Origin of the sequence: Pseudomonas sp. ACN8 (assembly GCF_002303925.1) — a bacterium.
Classification (GTDB): domain Bacteria; phylum Pseudomonadota; class Gammaproteobacteria; order Pseudomonadales; family Pseudomonadaceae; genus Aquipseudomonas.
The window spans coordinates 1-22626 of record NZ_MRCS01000071.1; the positions used below are offsets into that span (position 1 = coordinate 1).

The following is a 22626-nucleotide window of genomic DNA, read 5'->3' on the forward strand; positions in this document are numbered from 1 at the left end:
ATCGGCGCTTGGGTGAAAGGAGGAGGGGCGAAATCTCCCACGGTCTGTACTGCGCTAACAGTCAGAATCGAGCCTTGTCCCTCCTCCTCCCTTCAAGTCCTACCATACAAGCGAGCCTGCTCGCGAAGGCGTAGTGAGATTCAATATCCATGTCGACTGACATGGCCTCTTCGCGAGCAAGCCCGCTCCCACAAAGTCCGTGGCTGTGCAACACCTTGCGCATGCCTCGCTCTGCTAGAATCGGCCCCATTGACCCAATGAGGTACCCCTATGAGCGAGCCGATTCGCCTGACCCAATACAGCCATGGCGCCGGTTGCGGTTGCAAGATTTCCCCTCAGGTGCTGGAAGTGATCCTGGCCGGCAGCGGGGCGCAGAACCTCGACCCGAAGCTTTGGGTCGGCAATGCCTCGCGCGATGATGCGGCGGTGTATGCCATTGACGAGGAACGCGGCGTGGTCTCGACCACCGACTTTTTCATGCCGATCGTCGACGATCCCTTCGATTTCGGCCGAATTGCCGCCACCAATGCCATCAGCGACATCTATGCGATGGGCGGCGATCCCTTGATGGCGATAGCGATTCTGGGCTGGCCGGTGAACGTGCTGGCGCCGGAAGTTGCCCGGGAAGTGATACGCGGCGGCCGCGCGGTGTGTGACGCGGCGGGTATCCCGCTGGCAGGCGGGCACTCCATCGACGCGCCGGAACCGATCTTTGGTCTTGCTGTGACCGGACTGGTGGAAAAGCGCCACATGAAACGCAACGACACCGCCACGGCCGGTTGCCTGCTATACCTGACCAAGCCCCTGGGGATCGGCATCCTTACGACCGCCGAGAAAAAGGGCAAATTGCGCAACGCCGACATCGGCCTGGCCCGGGACTGGATGTGCACGCTGAACAAACCCGGCAGCCGTTTCGGCAAGCTCGACGGCGTGACCGCGATGACCGATGTCACCGGTTTCGGCTTGCTCGGGCACCTGGTGGAAATGGCCGACGGCAGCCAGCTCACGGCGCGCATTGAATATGAACGCGTACCGCGCCTGCCGGGGGTGGAGTATTACCTGGAACAGGGCTGCGTACCGGGCGGGACTTTGCGCAATTTCGACAGCTACGCCAGCAAGCTCGGACGCCTTCAGGAACTGCACAAACGCGTGCTCTGCGATCCGCAGACCAGCGGTGGCCTGCTGATTGCCGTGACGCCGCAAGGCAACGAGCAATTCCTCTCAGTGGCCGCCGAACTGGGCCTGAGCCTGGAACCGATCGGTGAACTGGTCGAGCGACAGAGCAACGCGGTCGAGGTGTATTGATGTTCGCCGACTGCACTGATTACCGAGATATCTTCCTCAACGATCGGCCCATGATGGACGCCCGCGCGCCGGTCGAATTCAACAAGGGCGCGTTTCCCGGCGTGATCAACCTGCCGTTGATGAATGACCATGAACGCCAGCGGGTCGGCACCTGCTACAAGCAGCACGGCCAACAAGCGGCCATCGTGCTGGGGCATCAACTGGTGTCGGGGGCGGTCAAGGCCGAACGCATCCAGGCCTGGGCCGATTTTGCCCGGGCGCATCCGGATGGCTTGCTGTATTGCTTTCGCGGCGGCCTGCGCTCGCAGATAGTCCAGCAATGGCTCAAGGACGAGGCCGGTATCGACTATCCACGGGTGGGCGGCGGCTACAAGGCCATGCGCACCTTCCTGCTGGACACCCTCGATCAAGCCGTGACCCAGTGTGATTTCGTCCTGCTGGGCGGCATGACCGGCACCGGCAAGACCGAGGTGCTCACGCAACTGGGCAACGCCGTGGACCTTGAAGGCCATGCCAACCATCGCGGCTCCAGTTTCGGCAAGCGCGCAACGGGCCAACCCTCGAATATCGACTTCGAAAACCGCTTGGCCATCGACGTGCTGAAAAAACGCGCCCGGGGCATCGAGCAGTTCGTACTGGAAGACGAAAGCCGTGCGGTGGGCAGTTGTGCGCTGCCGTTGCCGCTGTACCAGGGCATGCAGCAGTTCCCGATGGTCTGGCTGGAAGACAGCCTGGAAGGTCGGGTCGAGCGGATCCTGCGCGATTACGTGGTGGATCTGTGCGCCGAATTCATCGACGTGCATGGCGAGGAGGGCTTTGCGTTGTTTTCCGAACGCTTGCTGGCGAGCCTGAACAATGTGCAGAAACGCCTGGGTGGCGAACGTCATCGTCGCATGCTGGTTTTGATGGAGGATGCGTTGGCGGAGCAGGCCCGCAGTGGCGCGGTGGATCTGCACCGGGGCTGGATCGAAGGGTTGCTGCGCGAGTATTACGACCCGATGTACGCGTTTCAGCGGGAGAAGAAAGACGCGCGGATCGAGTTTGCCGGGGAGCGGGGGGCGGTTCTCGAGTATCTGCGCGAGCGGGGCAGACAGAAAGGTTGAGGGTGTTTTTGCCGGCCCCATCGCGAGCAAGCTCGCTCCTACACTGGATCTGCGCCGTACACAAAAACCGTGTTCACAGAAGATTACTGTAGGAGCGAGCCTGCTCGCGATGAGGCCCAATCAGACAAAGCAAAACCTCAGGTCGGGCAAGTTTCAGCGCCATTATCCAGACCCTGTTTGTACACATGGCTCTGCAAACTGGCCTTGCCGTTATGCCAGGTCAGGGTCAACACATACAGCGAGTCATAGTCGCTGGACTCCCAGTCATCGGTGATGGTCGTTTTCTTGCCGGTAGCGTCGCCGGCCACCTTGTTGATCAGCTCCGGCAGGTAACCGTGGGACCAGGCGGTGTAGATGATCGAGTTGTGGTACTTGTCGTGCAGCAGCTCATCGGCCAGGTCACTGGTGTCATTGGCGGAAAAATTGATGTTCACCGGCAGGCCCAGCTTGATGGCGCTGGGGCTGATGGTCATCAGGGGGCGGATGTAGCTGTAGGAATTGTCGAGCTCGCCTTCCTCGACGTTACGGGTCGGGTTCGCCGCGAACACATAGTTGGCCTTGCCGAACTTTTCCGGCAGCAGCGTGGCCAGGTCGATGGCGCGGTTCAGTCCCTGGCAATTGAGCTGGCCCAGGCCACCGTCGGGTTTTTCCCCGTGGCGCAGGAAGACCAGCGTCTGGGTGCCATCCATCGGTTGGGCGCGACTCAGACCGGATTCCAGCGATAGGAACAACGCGCTGACCACCAGCAAGGCGGGCAACAGCAGGTAAGCTCGATGTCTGAAACGTTGGGCAAAATTGAACAGGTTCATGAGTAAAGGGTCTTCAGCGTAATTCAGTTAAGGCTGACAAACCTTTCCACCACGATTGTCCTGCGTCGGGTGTTTTCCATGTCATTGAAGCCGGTCCGTTATCAAAGGGGGTGGTGCTCAGAGTCCCCTGAACCCGTTTGGTTCGATTCCGGCCGAGTGGGCGGCAATGTACCGGTAACCTTCACGGGTTTGCAGCGAAGGTTATCGACAGGATGTTGCACAATTGTGGACACCCTACACTCAATGGCGTTGAAACGGTCGTGATCTCTTTTGATCTCCTCTATCAGCGAGATCGATGGTTTCAAGGGATCGCTGAGCGGATATCTACATTATGATCGTCACTCTCAATGTCTTCGTGGATCCCGCCCATGACCGATTTGTCCGCATTTCCCATCACCCGCAAATGGCCTGCCCAGTATCCGGAGTGGATTCAGCTGTACTCCTTGCCGACCCCCAACGGCGTCAAGGTCTCGATCATGCTCGAAGAGATCGGCCTGCCGTATGAGCCTCACCGGGTAGGCTTCGACACCAACGACCAGATGTCCCGGGAATTTCTTTCCCTCAATCCCAACAACAAGATCCCGGCGATCCTCGACCCCCACGGTCCGGATGACCAGCCGCTGGCGCTGTTCGAATCGGGAGCGATTCTGATCTACCTGGCCGACAAGAGCGGGCAACTGCTGGCCCAGGAATCGGCAGCGCGCTACGAAACGATCCAGTGGCTGATGTTCCAGATGGGTGGTATTGGTCCGATGTTCGGCCAGCTCGGGTTTTTCAACAAATTCGCCGGCAAGGACTACGAAGACAAGCGTCCCCGTGACCGCTACGTCGAGGAAAGCAGGCGCCTGCTCAAGGTACTCGACGGCCGGCTGCAAGGGCGTGACTGGATCATGGGCGAGCGCTACACCATCGCCGACATCGCCACCTTCCCGTGGGTGCGCAACCTGATCGGCTTTTATGAGGCTGGCGATCTGGTGGGCATCCAGAACTTCCCTAACGTCACGCGGGTGCTGGAACGCTTCCTGGCGCGGCCGGCGGTGGTGCGCGGGTTGCAGATTCCAAGTCCTGTCGCGAGCTGATACACCGCATAACCTGTGGGAGCGAGCCTGCTCGCGATGGCGTAGTGTCAGGCAGCATTTGTATCGACTGACCCACCGCTTTCGCGAGTAAGCCCGCTCCCACAAGGGGATATGGTGTTCTCAGGGCGCGCCAAAAAACGGCCGGATCCCGTGATCACGGAAATACCGTTCGATCACTTTCGGGTCCGAGCAGGTTTCGGCAATCGCCACATAGGTATCGGGCCGCAACAGATAAAACCCGTTGCGTCCCAGGCCCGCCGCTTCGAACGCCGGTCGCCAGTCGAATACGTGCAGCGGCAGGTGGTGCTCGTGGCACCAGGCGATCATCTCGTCGCTGGTGTCGCCATAGACATGCACCTGCCAGGTCAGGCACTTGAGCGACTCGAAATTATCCCCCTCGCCGTCATGGGCCCAGGGCAGGCGATCACCGCCATGCACATGCCCGGCAACGCCCGTGCTCAGCGGCATTCCACGATAATTCAGGGTGATCTGCGACACCGTGCGAAACAGGAACTGGCGGGAGGTTTCGAACGCGGTCATTTTCGGTAACAAGAACGGGGCCAGGCGCGTACGCAGCAAATCGGCAATCGGCCCGTCGGCAGTGACGAACGTGAAGACCCGATCGGTGGTCGCCACCAGTTTACGCGCAAAGGCAATGCGCTCGGTTTCATAGGTGTCGAGCAGCCTGGCCTCGGCACCGCCGCTCAACACGGCCGCCAGTTTCCAGGCCAGGTTGATGGCATCGCCAATCCCGGTGTTCATGCCCTGGCCGCCCGCCGGGCTGTGCACATGGGCGGCATCACCCAGCAAAAACGCCCGCTCTTTGCGGAAGTGATCCGCCACCCGATGGTGCACGCGGTAGGTCGAAAACCAGTTCAGTTGCTCGATCTGCACCTTCATGTGCTCGATGGCCCGGCTGCTGACATCCTCGAAGCGCAGGGTCTCGGCGTGTTCGGCGCGCTCGTCGCGCACCGTGCCGATCAAGCGCGCGCGACCCGTGTCTGCCAGCGGGAACACGGCGAGGAAGTCCGCCTCGTCGAGATCCACATGCAGTTCGCCATTGAATGTCGGGCCGCTGGCCTGCACGTCGGCGACGTAGAAAATCTGTTGGTAAGTCCCGCCGGGAAACCCGGTATCCAGGGTCTTGCGCACAATCGACCGGGCACCGTCGCATCCGGCCAGATAACAGGCCTGGCAGATTTCCTGCTGGCCGTCGGGCAGCTGCAGCGTGGCCGTGATGCCGTCTGCGGTTTGCTCGAAGCCTGCCAGTTCAGTGTTGCGTTCCACCGTAATGCCGAAGGCTTGCAGGCGCTCGATCAGCAGCCGTTCGTGTTCGTCCTGCGGGAATATCTCGAGAAACGAGTAAGGTGTCAGGCCCTCGCCGATCCGGGACAGAGGCAGGCGTGCCACGGGCTCACCCTTGACCCAGAAGTTGCCGGCCTTTACTTGATGGCCGTGTTGCACCACAGCCTCGTCCAGTCCGAGTTGGCGATACAACTCCAGCGTCCGTGCCTGGACGGCCAGCGCCCGGGACGTGGTGCCGGGGGCCGAGGTTTTGTCGACGATCCGCACGCGCACCCCCAGTTTGCTTAGCCACAACGCAAGAACCAGCCCGGTCGGGCCGGCGCCGATGATCAACACGTCGCTGCGGTGCATGACCTGTCCTCCTCGCTGTGTGAATCAAGTATGGTCCAGTCGGGGAGGGCGGCAACCGTCGGACTGCCACGGACGTAGCCGCTGACCTGCCATTGGTCGTATGGTTGGCCCGGACAAACGGATTAGATGGAACGACATGCAAATCAGATTGATCACAAGCGTTGCCGTATTGCTGATATTGGCCGGTTGCGGCAGCCAACGGACCCAGGAACCGGCGGCGCGCAGCCCGGCCGAAGTGAAGGCCGAGATTGTTCGTTTGCTGCCGGCCAAGGCCGCCGATCCCCAGGGTTGGGCCACGGATATCCAGGTGGCGTTTACCGCGCAAGACATCTCGCCGACCACGCAAAACCTGTGCTCGGTGCTGGCGGTGACTGAACAGGAGTCGACCTTTCAGGTCGATCCGAACGTACCGGGCCTTGGCAAGATCGCCCGTGACGAGATCGACCGCCGTGCCGCCAAGGCACATATTCCCCGCCTGCTGGTGAGCGGTGCGTTAATGCTCGATTCGCCCAATGGCAAAAGCTACAGCAACCGCCTGAATGCCGCGCGCAGTGAAAAGGAACTGAGCGCTGTTTTTGACGACTTCATCGGCATGGTGCCGATGGGCAAGAAGCTGTTCGGCAGCTTCAACCCGGTGCATACCGGCGGGCCGATGCAGGTCAGCATTGATTTTGCCGAACAGCAGGCCAAGGGCTATCCGTATCCGGTGAAAGGCTCGATTCGTCATGAAGTGTTCACCCGGCGCGGCGGCATGTATTTCGGCATCGCGCATCTGCTCGGGTATCCGGTCAGTTACCCACAGCCGTTGTACCGCTTTGCGGACTTCAACGCGGGTTGGTACGCCAGCCGTAACGCTGCATTCCAGAACGCGGTGAGCCGGGCTTCCGGTATCCCGTTGGCGCTGGATGGCGACCTGGTGCGCTACGGTTCGATCATGCCCGGCACCACGGAACTGGCCGTGCGTACCCTTGGCAAGCAACTGGACATGCGCAATCCGACGATCCGCGACCAACTGGAAGAGGGGAACACCCTGGCGTTCGAAGACAGTAAACTCTATCGGCGGGTTTTCGAACTGGCCGAACGGACCGAGGGCCGGCCGTTACCCCGTGAAGTGTTGCCGGGGATCGTGCTGCAAAGCCCGAAAATCACCCGCAAACTCACCACCGCCTGGTTCGCCAAGCGAGTCGATGAACGCTACCAGCGCTGCATGGCGCGGGCGGGGAAGTAATCGCGGCGCAAAAAAGCATAAAAAACCCGGCGGGTGAGGCCGGGTTTTCATTGAGTCCCGCGGTCAAGCACTGCATTCAGACAGCGCGGCTTTCGATCAGACGGTCCGAGCCACCTTCGGCAACGCGGTTTTGCAGCAGTTTGTCGGAACCGCCTTCAGCGACGCGGTTTTGCAGCAGTTTGTCGGAACCGCCTTCGGCAACGCGGTTTTGCAGGAGCTTGTCGGAACCGCCTTCGGCAACACGTTTTTCCAGCAGGCGATCCGAACCACCTTCGGCCACGCGATTCTCGATCAGGCGATCGGAGCCACCCTCGGCCACACGGCTTTCAATCAGACGATCCGAGCCGCCTTCAGCGACCACAGGTTGAACAGAGTTTGCGGCGAAAGCGTTAACGGCGAAAACCGAGAAAGCGATGCTGAGGAGGGTTTGGCGTTTCATGATGGTGTGCTCCGGGGTGCTTATGGGTTGGTATGGAGCAGATGTTACGCCGGGGATTTTTTAAGAGAACTTCATTGAGGTGATGGTGAACATCGACGGCAATGATAGGACCGACGCCACTCCTCTTGTGAGCGTGATGGTGCGGTCGTCGGATGACTACGGTGTGGTCGGCGGCGGCTTCTACACTGGATAGCTGGCGCGTTCCTCTGCCGCGACGGTCGATGTGGCCCGGCAGAGGTCGAGGTATGCAAGGAGACGTTTATGTACCAGCTCTACGGCCATCAGAACTCCGGGGCGGCGGCCATCGAGGCTGCTCTTGAACTCTGTGATGTTCCTTATCGCTTCATCGATGTCGAGACGTCCGCGGAGGCGGCCCAGACGCTGGAAAAACTCAACCCGCTCAAACAGATTCCGACCTTGCAGCTACCCGATGGCGCTGTCCTGACCGAGAGCGCGGCGATCCTGATCCACCTCGGGTTGACCTTTCCCGCATCGGGATTGTTGCCGCAGGATCCGGCCGAGCGAGGCCAGGCCATTCGCGGCATGGCCTACATCGTCAGCAATTGCTATGCGGCCATCGGCATCATCGATTACCCCGAACGCTGGCTGGCCGAGGCGGATGAGTCGTCCAGGCAGAACCTCATGGAGGGCGCCCGCCGGCGCCTGCACTGGAGTTGGGAGGTGTTTGCCGATCAGTTTTCGGGCGAGTTGTACCTGGGCAGTGAGAAGCCAGGGGCCCTGGATGTGCTGGCGGCGGTGATCTCGCGATGGGCGGGCAGCCGGGAACATTTGCGCAACGCCCGGCCTGGTTTTTTCGCCTGGCTGGAACGCATCGACCGCCACCCGGCACTGGCACCGGTGTTCGCCCGGCATTGGCCGGCCTGACCCCCCCCTGTAGGAGCGAGCCTGCTCGCGATGGCGGCTTATCATTCAACATCTAAGTGACTGACATACCGCCATCGCGAGCAGGCTCGCTCCTACAGGGGGGCGGCGTGTGCGGATTCACTCCCCGCGAATGTACTGCTCCAACTGCTTGATCAGCTCCGCCTGTTCGGCAATGGCTTCCTTGACCAGGTCACCGATCGACAGCAGGCCGATCAATTTGCCACCTTCGACCACCGGCAAGTGACGCAGGCGTTTATCGGACATGATGCCCAGGCAGGTATCCACGGTTTGATGGGTGTCGACGGTAATCACCGGTGACACCATGATGTCGCGCACCGGCGTGCCCACCGAAGAGCGGCCGTGCAGCACCAGTTTTCGCGCGTAGTCCCGTTCGCTGATAATGCCCAGCACTTCATCATTATCCACCACCAGCAAGGCCCCGACGTTTTTCTCGGCCATCTTCATCAGTGCTTCGAGCACCATGTGGTCGGGTTTGATCTGGTGCACTTCCTGATTCTTCTGATCTTTGAGCTTGAGCAGTTGGGCGACGGTTTTCATGGTGGTTACTCGGGTGTTGTCGTTGTTCTTGAAGAATCGTAGACGCGAGCGTTCTGGGCAAGGGCGAATGCGGCAGATAACACGCAAAAAACGTCATTCGGCGGTTTTTTTCGGCAAACCCCTCATTTAAGGCCAACGAACCACCTGTGTGCGGTGTCTGCCTGATAGACCGGCGACGAACGCGCTATCGCCACCGATGGCGGGTAGAATCACCCTCTGAATCAGTTTCGAGGTTTGCAGTGGTGGATCTACAGCAGGGCTTCGTCCTGACCCGGCATTGGCGCGACACCCCGGTCGGTACGGAAGTCGAGTTCTGGCTGGCGACCGACAGCGGTCCCCGGCGTCTGCGCTTGCCTCATCAACCATCGGTGGCGTTCATCCCCGCTGCGCAGCGTCAGCCCGCAGAAAGCGTTTTGCATGGCGAGAAGAACGTCGAGCTCAGGCCTCTGGCCCTGCAGGACTTCGAACATCGCCCGGTCCTCGGACTTTACTGTCAGCAACATGGCCAGTTGATGCGCCTGGAAACCGCGCTGCGCCGGGCCGGTGTCGAGGTGTTCGAAGCCGACGTGCGCCCGCCGGAACGCTACATGATGGAACGCTTCATCACCGCGCCGGTGCGTTTCAGTGGCACGCCGAATGCCGAGGGCCTGCTGCTCGACGCCCAGATGAAACCGGATGCCGATTACCGGCCGAGCCTGAAACTCGTATCCCTGGACATCGAGACCACCGCCCAGGGCGAGTTGTATTCCATCGCCCTGGAAGGCTGCGGCGAGCGTCAGGTGTACATGCTCGGTCCACCCAATGGCGACGCCAGCCAGGTGGATTTCCAGCTCGAATACTGCGATTCGAGAACCCTGCTGCTGAAAAAGCTCAACGACTGGTTTGCCCGGTTCGACCCGGACGCGATCATCGGCTGGAACGTCGTGCAGTTCGACTTGCGGGTGCTCCACGAACACGCCCGACGCCTGGCGGTGCCGTTGAAACTGGGGCGTGGCGGCGAGGAAATGCAGTGGCGTGAACACGGCAACGGCAACCACTACTTCGCTTCAGCCGCTGGTCGCTTGATCATCGACGGTATCGAGGCCCTGCGTTCGGCGACCTGGAGTTTCCCCTCGTTCAGCCTGGAAAACGTCGCACAAACCTTGCTCGGCGAGGGCAAGTCCATCGACAACCCGTACCAGCGCATGGACGAAATCAATCGCATGTTCGCCGAGGACAAACCGGCGCTGGCCAAATACAACCTCAAGGACTGCGAACTGGTTACGCGGATTTTTGCCAGGACCGAGTTGCTCACCTTCCTGCTGGAGCGGGCCAGCGTCACCGGTTTGCCGGCCGATCGCATGGGCGGTTCGGTGGCCGCGTTCACGCACCTGTACATGCCGCTGATGCACCGTCAGGGTTTCGTTGCGCCGAACCTCGGTGGCAAGCCACCCGAAGCCAGCCCCGGCGGTTTTGTCATGGATTCGCAGCCGGGGCTGTACGAGTCGGTGCTGGTGCTCGACTACAAAAGCCTCTATCCGTCGATCATCCGCACCTTCCTGATTGACCCCGTGGGGTTGATTGAAGGGCTCAAGCACCCGGACGACAGCGAGTCGGTGCCGGGTTTTCGTGGCGCGCGCTTTTCCCGCACCCGACATTGCCTGCCATCCATCGTCGCCCGGGTGGCCGAAGGCCGGGAAACCGCCAAGCGCGAACACAACGCGCCGCTGTCCCAGGCGCTGAAAATCATCATGAACGCCTTCTACGGCGTACTCGGCTCCAGCGGTTGTCGCTTCTTCGACACGCGCCTGGCGTCGTCCATCACCTTGCGCGGGCACGAAATCATGCTGCGCACCCGCCAGTTGATCGAGTCCCAGGGCCATGCGGTGATTTACGGCGACACCGACTCGACGTTCGTCTGGCTGCGTCGCGCCCATGGCCAGCAGGAGGCGGCGCAGATCGGCCACGCGCTGGTGGCGCACGTCAATCAGTGGTGGCGCGAGCACGTGCAGCAGGAATACGGCCTGCAGAGCGTTCTCGAATTGCAGTTCGAGACCCACTACAAGCGTTTTTTGATGCCGACCATTCGCGGCGCCGAGGAAGGCAGCAAGAAGCGCTACGCCGGGCTGGTCACCCGGGAGGATGGCAGCGACGAAATGGTCTACAAAGGCCTGGAAACCGTGCGCACCGACTGGTCGCTGCTGGCTCGGCAATTCCAGCAGGAGCTGTATTCGCGGATCTTCCTGCGCAAGCCCTACCAGGATTATGTGCGTGACTACGTGCGCAAGACCCTGGCCGGTGAATTCGATGACCGGCTGATCTACCGCAAACGCCTGCGCCGCACCCTCGATGACTATCAGCGTAACGTGCCGCCCCATGTGCGCGCGGCACGCCTGGCCGACGAGTACAACGACCGCCAGGGCCGCCCGCGCCAATACCAGAACGGCGGCTGGATCAGCTACGTGATCACCGTCGCCGGCCCTGAACCGCTGGAAGTGCGCAGCGCGCCCATCGATTACGACCACTACATCACTAAACAGCTGCAACCGGTGGCGGACGCCATACTGCCGTTTGTACACGACGACTTCTCAACCCTGGTTGGGGGGCAACTGGGCCTGTTTTGAGTCCATCAGCGACAAGGTCCAGTCATCCAGGATGCCATGGAAGTACTGATTCAAGGCTTGCTGGAAAAGGCTGTCGGCATCGGTGACCTGGGCAAACAGGGTCATCGAGGAATGAAACTTCAAGTCGTCGGGATGGCCGAAAATCCCGGCCACCGAACGCTCCCGGATGTTCAGTACTTCCTGGGTGCAGGTGCGTAGCCGGGCGCCCAGCAACGGATGCTCAAGGTAGGCCAGAGCTTCCTCCCGCGAGCGGATGGCAAAGCGGCGCGACATCTCGCTGCCGCCGAGCCCGGCAAACTGGGGGAAAATGAACCACATCCAGTGACTGCGCTTGTGCCCGTTGTTCAGCTCGGTTTGAACCCGGTCGAACACCGGGTCTTGAGCATCGAGAAAACGTTGCAGATTGAACGGGTCCTGGTGGTCGGTGCTTCTCATGGTGAAGCTCTCTGACTGACTGCGGTGGTTCAGACCATGGCCAGCCGCTGTTTGCGTTGTGGCGCGTGAAACGCTTGGTCCAGCGCCTCCAGATCCCCGGCTTCAAGCTGCAATCGGGCAGCTTGGGCATTGAGCCGCACATGCTCGGAGCGGACCGCTTTGGGGATGGCGATCACGCCGTCCTTACGCAGAATCCATGCCAGTGCCACTTGTGCAGGCGTCGCGTCGTGTCGGGCGGCCACCTGTTTGAGGGTGGCATTGGCGAGCAATTTTCCGCCCTGGTCGATCGGGCAGTAAGCAATGACCGGCAACCGCTGTTGCTGGCTCCAGGGCAGTAAATCAAATTCTATGCCCCGTTGTGCCAGGTTGTAGAGCACCTGATTGGTGGCGCAGGCCGGGGCGTCCAGTTCCAGCAAGTCGTCGAGGTCGAAATTGGACACGCCCCAACGCCCGATCTTGCCGTCTTCGCGCAGGCGTTCGAAGGCTTCAACGGTTTCTTCCAGCGGATACTGGCCGCGCCAATGCAGCAGATACAGATCGATGTAATCGGTGCCAAGCCTGCGCAGGCTTCGCTCGCAAGCCAGGGGAATGCCCTGGCGACTGGCGTTGTGCGGGTACACCTTGCTGACCAGAAAGACGCTGTCGCGCTGGCCGGCAATGGCATCGCGGACCACTTCCTCGGCACCGCCTTCGGCATACATTTCCGCGGTGTCGATCAGAGTCATGCCCTGTTCGATGCCCAGGCGCAGTGCAGCGACTTCTTGCGTGTGCCGTGAACGGTCTTCGCCCATCTGCCAGGTCCCCTGGCCGATGACCGGGACCCTGGTGCCAGCCAGTTCAAGCGTGCGCATGCAAACCTCCTTTATGAATGCCGATGACTATTTCTGTGGGCAGCAGAATAGTCCATCGGTTCCGCCGCGGGCTGTGATCTCTTGAGCTGCACCTTGCCGGTGATCGATTGCTCTGTGCCGATACTGCACTTTTTCGAAATGTCCGGCTCTATCCATGGCAGCCTGCGGCGATCCCCACCGCCGGCCCATGCCCAAGTCCAAGAACCCATGGCTCGAGTTTCACCCGCGATCACTACTAAAATCCGCCGTCATTGCCTGCTGCTGGCAGGTCTGTCGATATTCTTCGTCACCGGTTGCAGCCAGCAGCAGGGCGGCGACATCATCGACCAGATGCGCGAAGGCAAACCCCAGGAGTTCCTGCAGACCAGCGTCGACCGCATGGCCACCCTGACCATGCGCGACAACCTCGACAGCCTTTACCTGCTGATGAGCAAGCTCTACCTGCGTAACCCCGATGAACTGAAAAAATCCGGTTTCCTCGATGCCCGCACCGCCGGCAAGCAAGTGCGCATGGCCATCGAGTTGCAGCAGCCCTTACCGACCCTGGGCGGCAAAAAGGACCTCGCGGCCCTGCGTTTTGCCATGAGCCCGGAGTTTCTGGGCGATCGGGTCGGCGCGTTCATCTATGCCGTCGGCAGCATGCTGGTGACCGCCCATGGCAATCGCCTCGAGTTCTACATGACCGATACGATCAACCCGGTATTCGTCAGCAATGCCGCGCGCAACATCGAGATCGCCACCTGGATCCTCAGCCAGCGACAGAACAAAGAGGGCCAGCCCTTGCTGTTCTCCAATGAAATCTCGGAGGAGGGCAGCAACCTGAGCTTTGCCGTCGAGTTCGGCAAGATCGTCGCCCGGCTGGACCTGCTGACCCAGATGCTCGACGAACGCTACCGGCGCATCGGCCTGAACTATGCCCAGAGCCTGCTGTTCCTGAATTTCCTGCCGGTGCAGTGAACTCAGCACCGCTCCCACAGGGGGGATTGAGCTCAGGGTATAAAGATAGATCGCATCGATATAGCTGGTTATAAGAAATGCCGTTATGCTGCGGGCCGGATTTCCCCTGCGATCGTTGTGGACGTATTCATGGATTTACTGAACATCGGGTTGGTCGTTGCCGGGCTGGTCGTCGGCTTCATCGTCGGCATGACTGGCGTAGGTGGCGGGTCGCTCATGACCCCGATCCTGCTGTGGTTCGGGATCAACCCGGCGACGGCGGTCGGTACCGACCTGCTGTACGCCGCCATCACCAAGTCCAGCGGCGTACTGGTTCACCGCAAGAACAACAACATCGACTGGGCGATTACCGGCTGGCTGACCTTGGGCAGCGTGCCCGCGGTGGCGTTGACGCTGTGGTTCCTCAGTACACTGCACAGCGCCCCCGAGGCGATGAACGCGATCATCAAGCAGTCCCTCGGGTTTGTGTTGTTCGCCACGGCATTGGCGATCCTGTTCAAGAGGCGCCTGCTCGACTTCGCCCACAAACGTGCGGGCGGCAACTACAACCCCAGCGGATTGCGCTTGAACGTGATGACGGTCATCACCGGGCTGGTCCTTGGCGCCGTGGTCGCGCTGACGTCCATCGGTGCCGGTGCGCTGGGCACCGTGGCACTGTTCATTCTCTATCCGATGCTGCCGACCCGCCGCCTGGTGGGGACTGAAATCGCCCATGCCGTGCCGCTGACCCTGGTCGCGGGCCTTGGCCATGCCAGCATGGGCAACATGGATTGGCACGTCCTGGGTTACTTGCTGGTGGGCTCGTTGCCGGGGATTTACCTGGGCAGCCACCTGACCGGGCGTATCTCCGACGAAGTACTGCGCCCTTGCCTGGCGACCATGCTGTTGATGATCGGCTACAAACTGGCGTTCTGATTCAAGCCGTCACGTAAGCTTCATTCGCGGGTGAATATTTCCAGCAGATGCCCGTCCGGGTCATCGAAATACACCCGCCGTCCTCCCGTCTGATCATTGACCTCCCTCAATCATTGCTCACCGCGCCACGGATCGAGCGGGCTGTCATAAGCCCTCATGATTAGCCCAGTCTGTTGCGCAATGACCGCCCTGACCTAAGCTTGGGGCAAGGCGAGACATATTTGCGGTACGTCACCCGGAACGATCGCCGCAATGCGCAATCATTAGAGCGTGGATATCAAAAGGAGATGCGCATGCTCATCAGGTCACTGACCCTGGCTACTTTGCTGGCGATTGCCGGCACCTCGTTCGCCGCCGATGGCGACTCACCACTGGACATGGACAAGGGCAGGGCCCGGCCACTGATCGTCATCGCTCCGAGCACGGTTGATCCGGCCTGGGTCAGCCTGAAAAAGTCCCTGGATGAGCCGGCCAATCGCAAGGGTTTCACCGACCGCAACATGGTGCTCTACACCGTACTGAACCTGATGGGCCAGCGCGACGGCAAGGACCTGGGGCCGCAGGACACTGCGGCACTGATCCGCTCGCTCAAACTGGGTGCCGGCGCCAAGACCAAGGTGATTCTGGTCGGCAAGGACGGCGAAAAGAAACTTGAACAGTCGGACGCCATCAAGCTGGAGGAGATTTTCAGCGCTGTCGATCAGTTGCCGGCGGCCGAGAAAGAATTTACCGCGACCGTGGCCGCTCCCGTCACTGAAGCGGAACCGGCGGCCAAAGGCGCCAAAGGTACAAAATCCGGAAAACCGGCCAAGCCCGCCAAGCCGCCTGAAATGCCGGATGATTGAACCTCAATCTTGTGGCGATGGAAGGTTTTGCTGTGGGAGCGAGCTCCCACAGATGGATCAGCCACTATTGGGAAAGGGTACTCAGAATCTGATGGGCAATCTTGACCCGTTCTGCATTGGGATAATTCTTGTTGGCCAGCATCACAATGCCAATGTCCTTCGATGGCACGTACGCCACGTATGCCCCAAAGCCACCGGTTGAGCCTGTCTTGTTGATCAGCACGTTCAGCGGCAGCGCTTGTGACGGGTTCAGCCACCGGACTTCATGGGCCTGCATGGCCATCGGCGTGGAGTTGCCCTCCAGCAAACGATCCAGTGTGATCGGGTAGCGATACATCTCCCAACCGAGGCCCTGGGTCATATCGCCAACGGTGTAGTAACCGCTATGGGTCAGGGCGATGGCTTGCTGCAACGGCTTTTCCAGGGACGCCGGTTTCATGTTTGCACCGACATAGCCCAGCAAGTCCGCGGCGCTGGTTTTCACCCCATATGCCTCGGAATCCAGCGCACCCGGAGTGACACGTACCGGTTGGCCATCCTTGTTGTAGCCCTGGGCGTACAGCGCCATCTGATCCTGCGGCACGTGCACATAGGTGTGCTGGAGGCCCAGTTTCGGCAGCAGGGTTTTCTCCATCAGCTCATCAAACGGCTGGCCCATGCTTTGGGCGGCGAGGTAGCCGAACAGGCCGAGACTGGGGTTCGAATACAGTCGGTGGCTGCCGGGGGCGTAGAGCGGTTTCCATTGTTTGTAGTAGCCGAGCATTTTGTCGGCCGAATCAGATTCAGCAGGGAATTGCAGCGGTAGGCCACCGGCGCTGTAAGTGCCCAGTTGCAGCACGCTGATGTGGTCGAACGCACTGCCGCGCAAGGCCGGCAGGACATGACTGGCCTTGTCCGACAGCGACAGCTTGCCCGTGGCCTGGGCGTAGGCGGCGAGGGTGGCGGTGAAGGTTTTACTGACAGAGCCGATTTCGAACAGGGTGTCTTGCGTAACGGGGTTGCCGGTTTCTTTCGAGGCGACGCCATAGTTGAAGTAATGCGCCTGGCCGTTGACGGTGACTGCCACGGCCATTCCGTGAATACCCTCGGCCTGCATCACCGGTTGTACAGCGGCGTTCACCACGGTCTCGATTTGATCCTGTGCCACGCACTGGCCCGCGGCGAATATCGCTATCCAAGCGACGATGGTTTTCAGCCTGTCCATGTTGGTTTCGTCCGTCGTTGATTTAGTTGCGCGCCATTCTAGGGGAAGAAACCCTGTTTTTTAAAACCGACCGCCCACAGGCGGGTCGGGTTTATTGTTACAAGATGCGCATCCGTCGATTCAACGTACCAGGCACGGCCGCTTGTTATCGAACTTCCAGCCGGGAATCAGGAACTGCATCGCCATGCTGTCATCCCGCGCCCCCAGGCCCATGCCTTTGTAGAGTTCATGAGCTTTGGCGACCTGGTCCAAGTCCAGCTCCACCCCCAGCCCCGGTTTCTGTGGCACCTGCACGCAGCCGTCGACGATTTGCAGCGGGGCCTTGGTCAGGCGCTGGCCGTCCTGCCAGATCCAGTGGGTGTCGATGGCGGTGATCTCGCCCGGCGCGGCCGCCGCGACATGGGTGAACATCGCCAGGGAGATGTCGAAGTGGTTGTTGGAGTGCGAGCCCCAGGTCAGGCCCCACTCGTGGCACATCTGCGCCACGCGTACCGAGCCCTGCAGGGTCCAGAAGTGCGGGTCGGCCAGGGGAATGTCGACTGACTGCAACTGGATCGCGTGGCCCATCTCCCGCCAGTCGGTGGCGATCATGTTGGTTGCGGTTTTCAGGCCTGTGGCCCGGCGGAATTCAGCCATGACTTCGCGTCCCGAGTAACCGTTTTCCGCCCCGCACGGGTCTTCGGCATAGGCCAGGACGTGATGCTGATCGCGGCACAGGCGGATGGCTTCTTTCAATGACCAGGCGCCATTCGGGTCGAGGGTGATGCGCGCATCGGGGAAGCGTTCAGCCAGGGCCGTGACGGCTTCGATTTCGGCGTTGCCGCTGAGCACGCCACCCTTGAGTTTGAAGTCCTTGAAGCCATAACGCGCGTGGGCCGCCTCGGCCAGGCGCACCACCGCATCGGCGGTCATGGCTTTCTCGTGCCGCACGCGGAACCAGTCGTTGTCGGCGTCCGGTTCGCTGCGGTAGGCGAGGTCGGTTTCGTTGCGATCACCGACATAGAACAGATAGCCGAGCATCTTCACTTCATCGCGCTGCTGACCTTCGCCGAGCAGGGCGGCCACCGGCACGTCCAGGTGCTGGCCGAGCAAGTCGAGCAATGCGGCTTCCAGGCCGGTAACCGCGTGGATGGTGATGCGCAGGTCGAAGGTCTGCAAACCGCGGCCGCCGGCATCGCGATCGGCGAAGGTCTGGCGTACCTGATTGAGAATCTTCTGATAAGTGCCAATCGGGCTGCCGACCACCAGGCTGCGGGCGTCTTCGAGGGTCTGGCGAATGCGCTCGCCTCCCGGCACTTCGCCAACGCCGGTATGGCCGGCGTTGTCCTTGAGGATCACGATGTTGCGGGTGAAAAACGGGCCGTGGGCGCCGCTCAGGTTGAGTAGCATGCCATCGTGGCCGGCCACCGGAACAATCTGCATGCTGGTGATGATCGGGGCCTTGGCGATTTCTTGTGCAGTCATTTTTTTATCCTTTCAGGCGTGACGTGGCGCAGCTTTGGCCGATTCGACGGCAGGCGCGGATTTGGGTTTGTTGCGGGCGGCAAACACGATGATGGCGGCGATGATCGAGGTCGCGGCCAGGCCGTACAGCCCGCCCTGAATGGAACCGGTGCGTTCTTCCAGCAGGCCGAACGTGGTCGGCGCAACGAAGCCGCCGAGGTTGCCCACCGAGTTGATCAGCGCGATGACACCGGCGGCAATGCGCGCATCCAGATAGGCCTGGGGAATCGGCCAGAACAGCGACGAGGCCGATTTGAAGCCCAGTGCAGCAAAGCAGATGGCGACAAAGGCGAAGACCGGCCCGCCGGTGGTGGACATGAACATCCCGGCCGCGGCGATCAGCAGGGCAGTGGCAACCCAGGCTTGCTGGTGTTTCCACTTGGCCGACAGGGACGCGAAGGCGTACATGCCGACAATCGACAGCAACCACGGGATCGAGTTGAACAGCCCGACCTGGACATCGCTCAGCTCGCCCATCTTCTTGATGATGCTCGGCAGCCAGAAGGTCGCGGCGTAGATGGTCAGCTGGATAAAGAAGTAGATCAGGCAGAACAGGATAATCTGGCGATCCTTGAGCAACTTGCCCAGTGACGGCTTGATCGGCGTGGCCGCTTCCCGGGCCAGTTGTTCGTCGTCGATGGCCTTGACCAGCGCGTCTTGTTCTTCGCGGCTCAGCCATTTGGCGTCGTGGGGTTTGGAGTCCAGCCAGAACCAGACAAAGGCGCACAACCCGACCGAGAACATGCCCTCGATGAAGTACATCCATTGCCAGCCGTGCATGCCCAGGCCGCTGATTTGCAGGAGTAGCCCGGACAGCGGGCCGGAGATCAGCGAGGCAATCGCCGAGCCACTCAGGAAAATCGCAATCGCCTTGCCGCGCTCTACGCCGGGCAACCAGCGGGTGAAGTAGTAGATCACCCCGGGAAAGAACCCGGCTTCGGCCACGCCCAGCAGAAAACGCAGGATGTAGAAGTGGGTTTCGTTCTGAATGAACGCCATGCCCGCGGCGACCAGGCCCCAGGTCAGCATGATCCGGGTCAGCCAGATACGCGCACCGACTTTCTGCAGAAGAATGTTGGAGGGCACCTCGAACAGTGCATAACCGATGAAAAACAGACCGGCACCCAGGCCATAGGCGGCCGCGCCAATGCCCAGGTCGTGTTCCATGTGGGCACGGACAAAACCAATGTTCACGCGATCAATGTAATTGACGATGAACATGATGACGAACAGCGGCAAGACGTGACGTTTGACTTTGGCGATGGCGGACTTCAGCGCTGAATTGGCGTCGTCGTGCATCCCGGAGATGGATGTATTCACTGCGTTTTCTCCCACTCGTTATTTTTATGCGGGGTGAAGCTGGGTGTTGCGTTGTTGATAGACATCATACAACTAGGTTTTTTGACTTTGCAACCACGTTTGTCCAATGAAATGGCGCATATCCAGAGATTTTTTATTCTATTGATGGTGCTTTATGGTCATTGAAGTGACTCGATATGGGCTGTTTGTTGAGTGTTGTCATACAAGTTTAGCGAGATTTTTCAGGATTCCCGCCCGGCGCGGTGCTACGATTCGATAGCCCTGATCTCCGGACACGCCCATGCAAGAAGACCTCGAAGTACCCGCCCGCAAGCGCAGCCACAACCTGGCCCATGACCTGGTGGAGAAACTGACCCAGCGCATCCTGCTCGGCCAGATGTTGCCCGGCGACAAGTTGCCGTCGGAAAACACCATCGTTCAGGAACACGGGGTCAGTCGCACGGTGGTGCGCGAGGCGATCTCGAAGCTGCAAGCCTCGGGGCTGGTGGAAACCCGGCACGGCATTGGCACGTTCGTGATCGAGCGCGCGCCGGAGCAGGGGCTGCGGCTGAATGTCGATACCGCGTTGGGGGTGCGCAGCATTCTGGAGTTGCGTATGGGCCTGGAAACCCAGGCGGCGGCGCTGGCGGCAACGCGCCGCACCGACCTGCAGCTGGCGCAGATGCGTAAAGCGCTGGATGACTATCAGAGCCTGCTGGCCAACAACGACAGCTGTGTCGAAGCGGACCGGCGCTTTCATCTGCTGATCGCCGAAGCCACCGGCAACGTTTGCTTCACCGAAATCATGCAGCACCTGGGCAGTGCCATGATCCCGCGCACCCGGGTCAATGCCGCCGAGCGTGGCGCGGTGGATTTGAGCAAGCTCGGTCAGTTGGCCAACCTGGAGCACGAGGCGATTCTCAACGCCATCAAACGCCAGGATCCGGACGCGGCGAGGGCGGCGATGTGGCTGCACCTGACCAACAGTCGCGACCGGTTTTCGGCCAGTTGATGGTCAGTGATACCGCGTCATCGTTCTTCGCGAGCAGGCTCGCTTCCACATTGGAATGCGTACCCCTGTGGAAGCGAGCCTGCTCGCGATGACGCCAGACGAGTCAGCGCAGAAATCAGATTAAATTCTGGCAACCCGAGCAACGACCGGCTGCCGCTCCAGATTCAACGCCAGCACACTCGCCAACACCACCAACCCGCCGACCACGATCATCGACGTCGGCCGCTCGCCAAGCGCATAAGACGCAATGACCATCGCCGTCGGCGGCGTCAAATACAGGGTCATCGTCGCCCGGCTCAAATCGACATGCGCCAGCACATAGGCCCAGGCCAGGTACGCCAGGGCACTGGGAAATATCCCCAGGGCAATCACTGCAAACTGTACGCGCAGCGGCGCCTGGGCGACTTGATCCGCCAGGCCGGGCAAAAAAACCAGCAACAGCGCTGTCCCGGACCACACCGTGTAACACACCAGCGTCAGCCCGTCGTAACGCCCGGTGTGATGCTTTTGCAGGGCAAAGTAGAGGCTCCAGGACACCGCTGCCAGCAGGATCAACAAGCCGTGGGCGTCGATGCTGCCCAGGCCGTGATCGCCGGCTACGACAACCAGCACGCCAAACAATCCGAGCAGCACACACCCCCAGCGCCACAGGCTCACCTGATCCTTGAACACGAAGCGTGCAATCAATGTGCTGAACAGCGGCGTGGTCTGCGCCAACACGCTCGAAGCACCTGCGCTGACACCCTGCTGTCCGAAGTTGATCGCCACGTGGTGCAGGCTTACCGCGAAGAAACCCAGGCCGAACATCAGCGGCAGATCGCGCAGACTCGGCAGGCGAATGCCCTTGAACATCGCGACCACGGCCATGAATACGGAAGCCAGCAGGAAGCGCAGCAGTGCCAGATGCACGGGGTCGTAGGCCTGTAAGCCGATATGGATGCCGGTCGGGGAATAGCCCCAGCACGCCACGACAAACGCCATGGCCAGGATGATTTTCCAGGGTGAAACGGGGGAGGGTGTGAGCGGCGTCATGGTCGTGCACCTGTGGTGGATGCACCGAGTATCGGAAAGCGGATCGTTCGCCACAACTGACTTATAATGCTCGAACCGTTCACTGTGGGTGATGTATGGAACTGGCACAGATTCGCATGTTCAAGACCGTGGCCGATGTCGGCAGCATCGCCCGCGCGGCCGAATTACTGCATTGCGTGCCGTCGAACATCACGGCACGGATCAAGGCCCTGGAGGCCGAACTGGGTGTCGCGCTGTTTCTGCGTGAGGGGCGAGGGCTGCGCATCAGCCCGTCGGGGCAGACTTTTCTGGCCTACGCCTCGAAAATTCTTGCCCTCACCGCCGAGGCCAAGCGTGCGGTCGACCCTTCGGCCGAACCGTCGGGGCCATTGCGCATCGGGGCCATCGAGTCGTCGGCCACCGGGCGATTGCCGCGTTTGCTGGCGAAATTCCACAAGCGTTTCCCACAGGTAGCGCTGGAGTTGAGCACCGGCTCCTGGGGGCAGTTGCTCGATGACACGCTCAATCACAAGCTCGACGGTGCCATCGTGGCGGTGGACGTCGAGCGTGCGCACCTCAAGCGCACGCCGATGTACCGCGAAGAGCTGCTGCTGATCGCCTCGACCTCCCTGGGGCCGCTGCGGGACGTCAGCGATTTGCAGGACCAGACCGTGTTCATGTGGCCCCAGGGCTGTCCGTACCGGGCGGCGCTGGAGCATTGGCTGTTGCGACAGGGGCAGGCGCTGCCGATTGTCAGCCTGGCCAGCTATGGCGCAATTGTCGGTTGCGTCAGCGCCGGGGCCGGCGTGGCGCTGGTGCCCAAAGGCGTGTTCGATCAATACGCCAAAGGCGCCGGGTGCGCGGGGTTTGAGTTCCCCGAACTGACCGCCGTCGACAACCTGTTCTATTGGCATGAAAACGCCGGGGTG

The 22626-nt window shown here is 60.8% G+C and carries 21 protein-coding genes and 1 pseudogene; 11 read left to right on the forward strand and 11 right to left on the reverse strand.

Going from position 1 to position 22626, the window contains the following annotated elements; all coding sequences use genetic code 11:
- The first annotated feature begins 270 nt into the window (after positions 1-270).
- Both selD and mnmH read left to right on the forward strand, forming a co-directional pair.
- The gene (gene selD, locus BSF44_RS27315; protein WP_095946124.1) at positions 271-1305 is read left to right on the forward strand and encodes a selenide, water dikinase SelD; all 1035 of its coding nucleotides are present in this window, start codon (positions 271-273) and stop codon (positions 1303-1305) included.
- Entirely contained in the window at positions 1305-2408 is a 1104-nt protein-coding gene (gene mnmH, locus BSF44_RS27320) for a tRNA 2-selenouridine(34) synthase MnmH (RefSeq protein ID WP_095946125.1), read from the forward strand. The genes selD and mnmH overlap by 1 nt, the downstream gene beginning before the upstream one ends.
- Before the next feature lie 137 nt (positions 2409-2545).
- On the opposite strand, the gene BSF44_RS27325 is transcribed toward mnmH, so the two are convergent.
- A complete protein-coding gene (locus tag BSF44_RS27325) occupies positions 2546-3217 on the reverse strand; it encodes a histidine phosphatase family protein (protein WP_095946126.1) in 672 nt (223 codons plus the stop codon).
- Between the two features lie 368 nt (positions 3218-3585).
- Here BSF44_RS27325 and BSF44_RS27330 point away from each other — a divergent pair, with 368 nt between their 5' ends.
- Positions 3586-4296 (forward strand): glutathione binding-like protein, encoded by a 711-nt coding sequence (locus BSF44_RS27330; protein ID WP_095946127.1) that lies wholly within the window; start codon positions 3586-3588, stop codon positions 4294-4296.
- Between the two features lie 120 nt (positions 4297-4416).
- Here the strand turns inward: BSF44_RS27330 and BSF44_RS27335 are convergent, their stop codons facing one another.
- Entirely contained in the window at positions 4417-5952 is a 1536-nt protein-coding gene (locus BSF44_RS27335; protein ID WP_095946128.1) for an FAD-dependent oxidoreductase, read from the reverse strand.
- Positions 5953-6088: 136 nt separating this feature from the next.
- On the opposite strand from BSF44_RS27335, the gene BSF44_RS27340 reads away from it, so the two are divergent.
- Entirely contained in the window at positions 6089-7180 is a 1092-nt protein-coding gene (locus tag BSF44_RS27340; RefSeq protein WP_095946129.1) for a DUF1615 domain-containing protein, read from the forward strand.
- 76 nt (positions 7181-7256) lie between these two features.
- Here BSF44_RS27340 and BSF44_RS27345 read toward each other — a convergent pair whose 3' ends face one another.
- Positions 7257-7619: a hypothetical protein gene (locus BSF44_RS27345; protein ID WP_095946130.1), complete on the reverse strand. Its 363-nt coding sequence runs from the start codon at positions 7617-7619 to the stop codon at positions 7257-7259.
- 261 nt (positions 7620-7880) lie between these two features.
- Here BSF44_RS27345 and BSF44_RS27350 point away from each other — a divergent pair, with 261 nt between their 5' ends.
- Entirely contained in the window at positions 7881-8504 is a 624-nt protein-coding gene (locus tag BSF44_RS27350; RefSeq protein WP_095946131.1) for a glutathione S-transferase family protein, read from the forward strand.
- Positions 8505-8621: 117 nt separating this feature from the next.
- On the opposite strand, the gene BSF44_RS27355 is transcribed toward BSF44_RS27350, so the two are convergent.
- Positions 8622-9062, reverse strand: a complete 441-nt coding sequence (locus tag BSF44_RS27355) for a CBS domain-containing protein (RefSeq protein WP_057397016.1) — start codon at positions 9060-9062, stop codon at positions 8622-8624.
- Between the two features lie 242 nt (positions 9063-9304).
- Here BSF44_RS27355 and BSF44_RS27360 point away from each other — a divergent pair, with 242 nt between their 5' ends.
- Positions 9305-11665, forward strand: coding sequence for a DNA polymerase II (locus BSF44_RS27360; protein WP_172435405.1), 2361 nt, complete (start codon positions 9305-9307; stop codon positions 11663-11665).
- Here BSF44_RS27360 and BSF44_RS27365 read toward each other — a convergent pair.
- Complete coding sequence (locus BSF44_RS27365) at positions 11630-12100, reverse strand: DUF1810 domain-containing protein (protein WP_095946133.1); 471 nt, start codon at positions 12098-12100, stop codon at positions 11630-11632. The two genes, BSF44_RS27360 and BSF44_RS27365, sit on opposite strands and share 36 nt — an antisense overlap.
- Positions 12101-12129: 29 nt before the next feature.
- Entirely contained in the window at positions 12130-12951 is an 822-nt protein-coding gene (locus tag BSF44_RS27370; RefSeq protein WP_095946134.1) for an aldo/keto reductase, read from the reverse strand.
- Between the two features lie 207 nt (positions 12952-13158).
- On the opposite strand from BSF44_RS27370, the gene BSF44_RS27375 reads away from it, so the two are divergent.
- Positions 13159-13908, forward strand: a complete 750-nt coding sequence (locus tag BSF44_RS27375; RefSeq protein ID WP_095946143.1) for a hypothetical protein — start codon at positions 13159-13161, stop codon at positions 13906-13908.
- 129 nt (positions 13909-14037) lie between these two features.
- Entirely contained in the window at positions 14038-14823 is a 786-nt protein-coding gene (locus BSF44_RS27380; protein WP_095946135.1) for a sulfite exporter TauE/SafE family protein, read from the forward strand.
- A gap of 20 nt (positions 14824-14843) precedes the next feature.
- On the opposite strand, the pseudogene BSF44_RS30885 reads toward BSF44_RS27380, so the two are convergent.
- Positions 14844-14927, reverse strand: a pseudogene (locus tag BSF44_RS30885) (VOC family protein); the annotation flags it as partial.
- Positions 14928-15116: 189 nt separating this feature from the next.
- Here BSF44_RS30885 and BSF44_RS27390 point away from each other — a divergent pair.
- Positions 15117-15668 carry a DUF4174 domain-containing protein gene (locus tag BSF44_RS27390; RefSeq protein ID WP_095946136.1) on the forward strand — a complete coding sequence of 184 codons (552 nt, stop codon included), beginning with the start codon at positions 15117-15119 and terminating at the stop codon, positions 15666-15668.
- A 64-nt stretch (positions 15669-15732) separates the two neighbouring features.
- Here the strand turns inward: BSF44_RS27390 and ampC are convergent, their stop codons facing one another.
- The 3 genes from ampC to BSF44_RS27405 form a co-directional block, all read right to left on the reverse strand.
- Complete coding sequence (gene ampC / locus BSF44_RS27395) at positions 15733-16872, reverse strand: class C beta-lactamase (protein WP_095946137.1); 1140 nt, start codon at positions 16870-16872, stop codon at positions 15733-15735.
- A gap of 120 nt (positions 16873-16992) precedes the next feature.
- The gene (gudD, locus tag BSF44_RS27400) at positions 16993-18336 is read right to left on the reverse strand and encodes a glucarate dehydratase (RefSeq protein WP_095946138.1); all 1344 of its coding nucleotides are present in this window, start codon (positions 18334-18336) and stop codon (positions 16993-16995) included.
- Between the two features lie 12 nt (positions 18337-18348).
- On the reverse strand, positions 18349-19695 hold the full coding sequence (locus BSF44_RS27405; protein ID WP_095946139.1) for an MFS transporter: 1347 nt from the start codon (positions 19693-19695) through the stop codon (positions 18349-18351).
- Positions 19696-19975: 280 nt separating this feature from the next.
- On the opposite strand from BSF44_RS27405, the gene BSF44_RS27410 reads away from it, so the two are divergent.
- Entirely contained in the window at positions 19976-20686 is a 711-nt protein-coding gene (locus BSF44_RS27410) for a FadR/GntR family transcriptional regulator (RefSeq protein WP_095946140.1), read from the forward strand.
- Positions 20687-20806: 120 nt separating this feature from the next.
- On the opposite strand, the gene BSF44_RS27415 is transcribed toward BSF44_RS27410, so the two are convergent.
- Positions 20807-21718: a DMT family transporter gene (locus BSF44_RS27415; RefSeq protein WP_095946141.1), complete on the reverse strand. Its 912-nt coding sequence runs from the start codon at positions 21716-21718 to the stop codon at positions 20807-20809.
- Positions 21719-21813: 95 nt separating this feature from the next.
- Here BSF44_RS27415 and BSF44_RS27420 point away from each other — a divergent pair.
- The coding region (locus BSF44_RS27420; protein ID WP_095946142.1) for a LysR substrate-binding domain-containing protein at positions 21814-22626 on the forward strand (813 nt) is incomplete at its 3' end.

Bases quoted from the DNA above. Each gene is read 5' to 3' on its own strand.
- selD (WP_095946124.1), top strand. From the start codon at position 271: ATGAGCGAGCCGATTCGCCTGACCCAATACAGCCATGGCGCCGGTTGC.
- mnmH (WP_095946125.1), top strand. From the start codon at position 1,305: ATGTTCGCCGACTGCACTGATTACCGAGATATCTTCCTCAACGATCGG.
- BSF44_RS27325 (WP_095946126.1), bottom strand. From the start codon at position 3,217: ATGAACCTGTTCAATTTTGCCCAACGTTTCAGACATCGAGCTTACCTG.
- BSF44_RS27330 (WP_095946127.1), top strand. From the start codon at position 3,586: ATGACCGATTTGTCCGCATTTCCCATCACCCGCAAATGGCCTGCCCAG.
- BSF44_RS27335 (WP_095946128.1), bottom strand. From the start codon at position 5,952: ATGCACCGCAGCGACGTGTTGATCATCGGCGCCGGCCCGACCGGGCTG.
- BSF44_RS27340 (WP_095946129.1), top strand. From the start codon at position 6,089: ATGCAAATCAGATTGATCACAAGCGTTGCCGTATTGCTGATATTGGCC.
- BSF44_RS27345 (WP_095946130.1), bottom strand. From the start codon at position 7,619: ATGAAACGCCAAACCCTCCTCAGCATCGCTTTCTCGGTTTTCGCCGTT.
- BSF44_RS27350 (WP_095946131.1), top strand. From the start codon at position 7,881: ATGTACCAGCTCTACGGCCATCAGAACTCCGGGGCGGCGGCCATCGAG.
- BSF44_RS27355 (WP_057397016.1), bottom strand. From the start codon at position 9,062: ATGAAAACCGTCGCCCAACTGCTCAAGCTCAAAGATCAGAAGAATCAG.
- BSF44_RS27365 (WP_095946133.1), bottom strand. From the start codon at position 12,100: ATGAGAAGCACCGACCACCAGGACCCGTTCAATCTGCAACGTTTTCTC.
- BSF44_RS27370 (WP_095946134.1), bottom strand. From the start codon at position 12,951: ATGCGCACGCTTGAACTGGCTGGCACCAGGGTCCCGGTCATCGGCCAG.
- BSF44_RS27375 (WP_095946143.1), top strand. From the start codon at position 13,159: ATGGCTCGAGTTTCACCCGCGATCACTACTAAAATCCGCCGTCATTGC.
- BSF44_RS27380 (WP_095946135.1), top strand. From the start codon at position 14,038: ATGGATTTACTGAACATCGGGTTGGTCGTTGCCGGGCTGGTCGTCGGC.
- BSF44_RS27390 (WP_095946136.1), top strand. From the start codon at position 15,117: ATGCTCATCAGGTCACTGACCCTGGCTACTTTGCTGGCGATTGCCGGC.
- ampC (WP_095946137.1), bottom strand. From the start codon at position 16,872: ATGGACAGGCTGAAAACCATCGTCGCTTGGATAGCGATATTCGCCGCG.
- gudD (WP_095946138.1), bottom strand. From the start codon at position 18,336: ATGACTGCACAAGAAATCGCCAAGGCCCCGATCATCACCAGCATGCAG.
- BSF44_RS27410 (WP_095946140.1), top strand. From the start codon at position 19,976: ATGCAAGAAGACCTCGAAGTACCCGCCCGCAAGCGCAGCCACAACCTG.
- BSF44_RS27415 (WP_095946141.1), bottom strand. From the start codon at position 21,718: ATGACGCCGCTCACACCCTCCCCCGTTTCACCCTGGAAAATCATCCTG.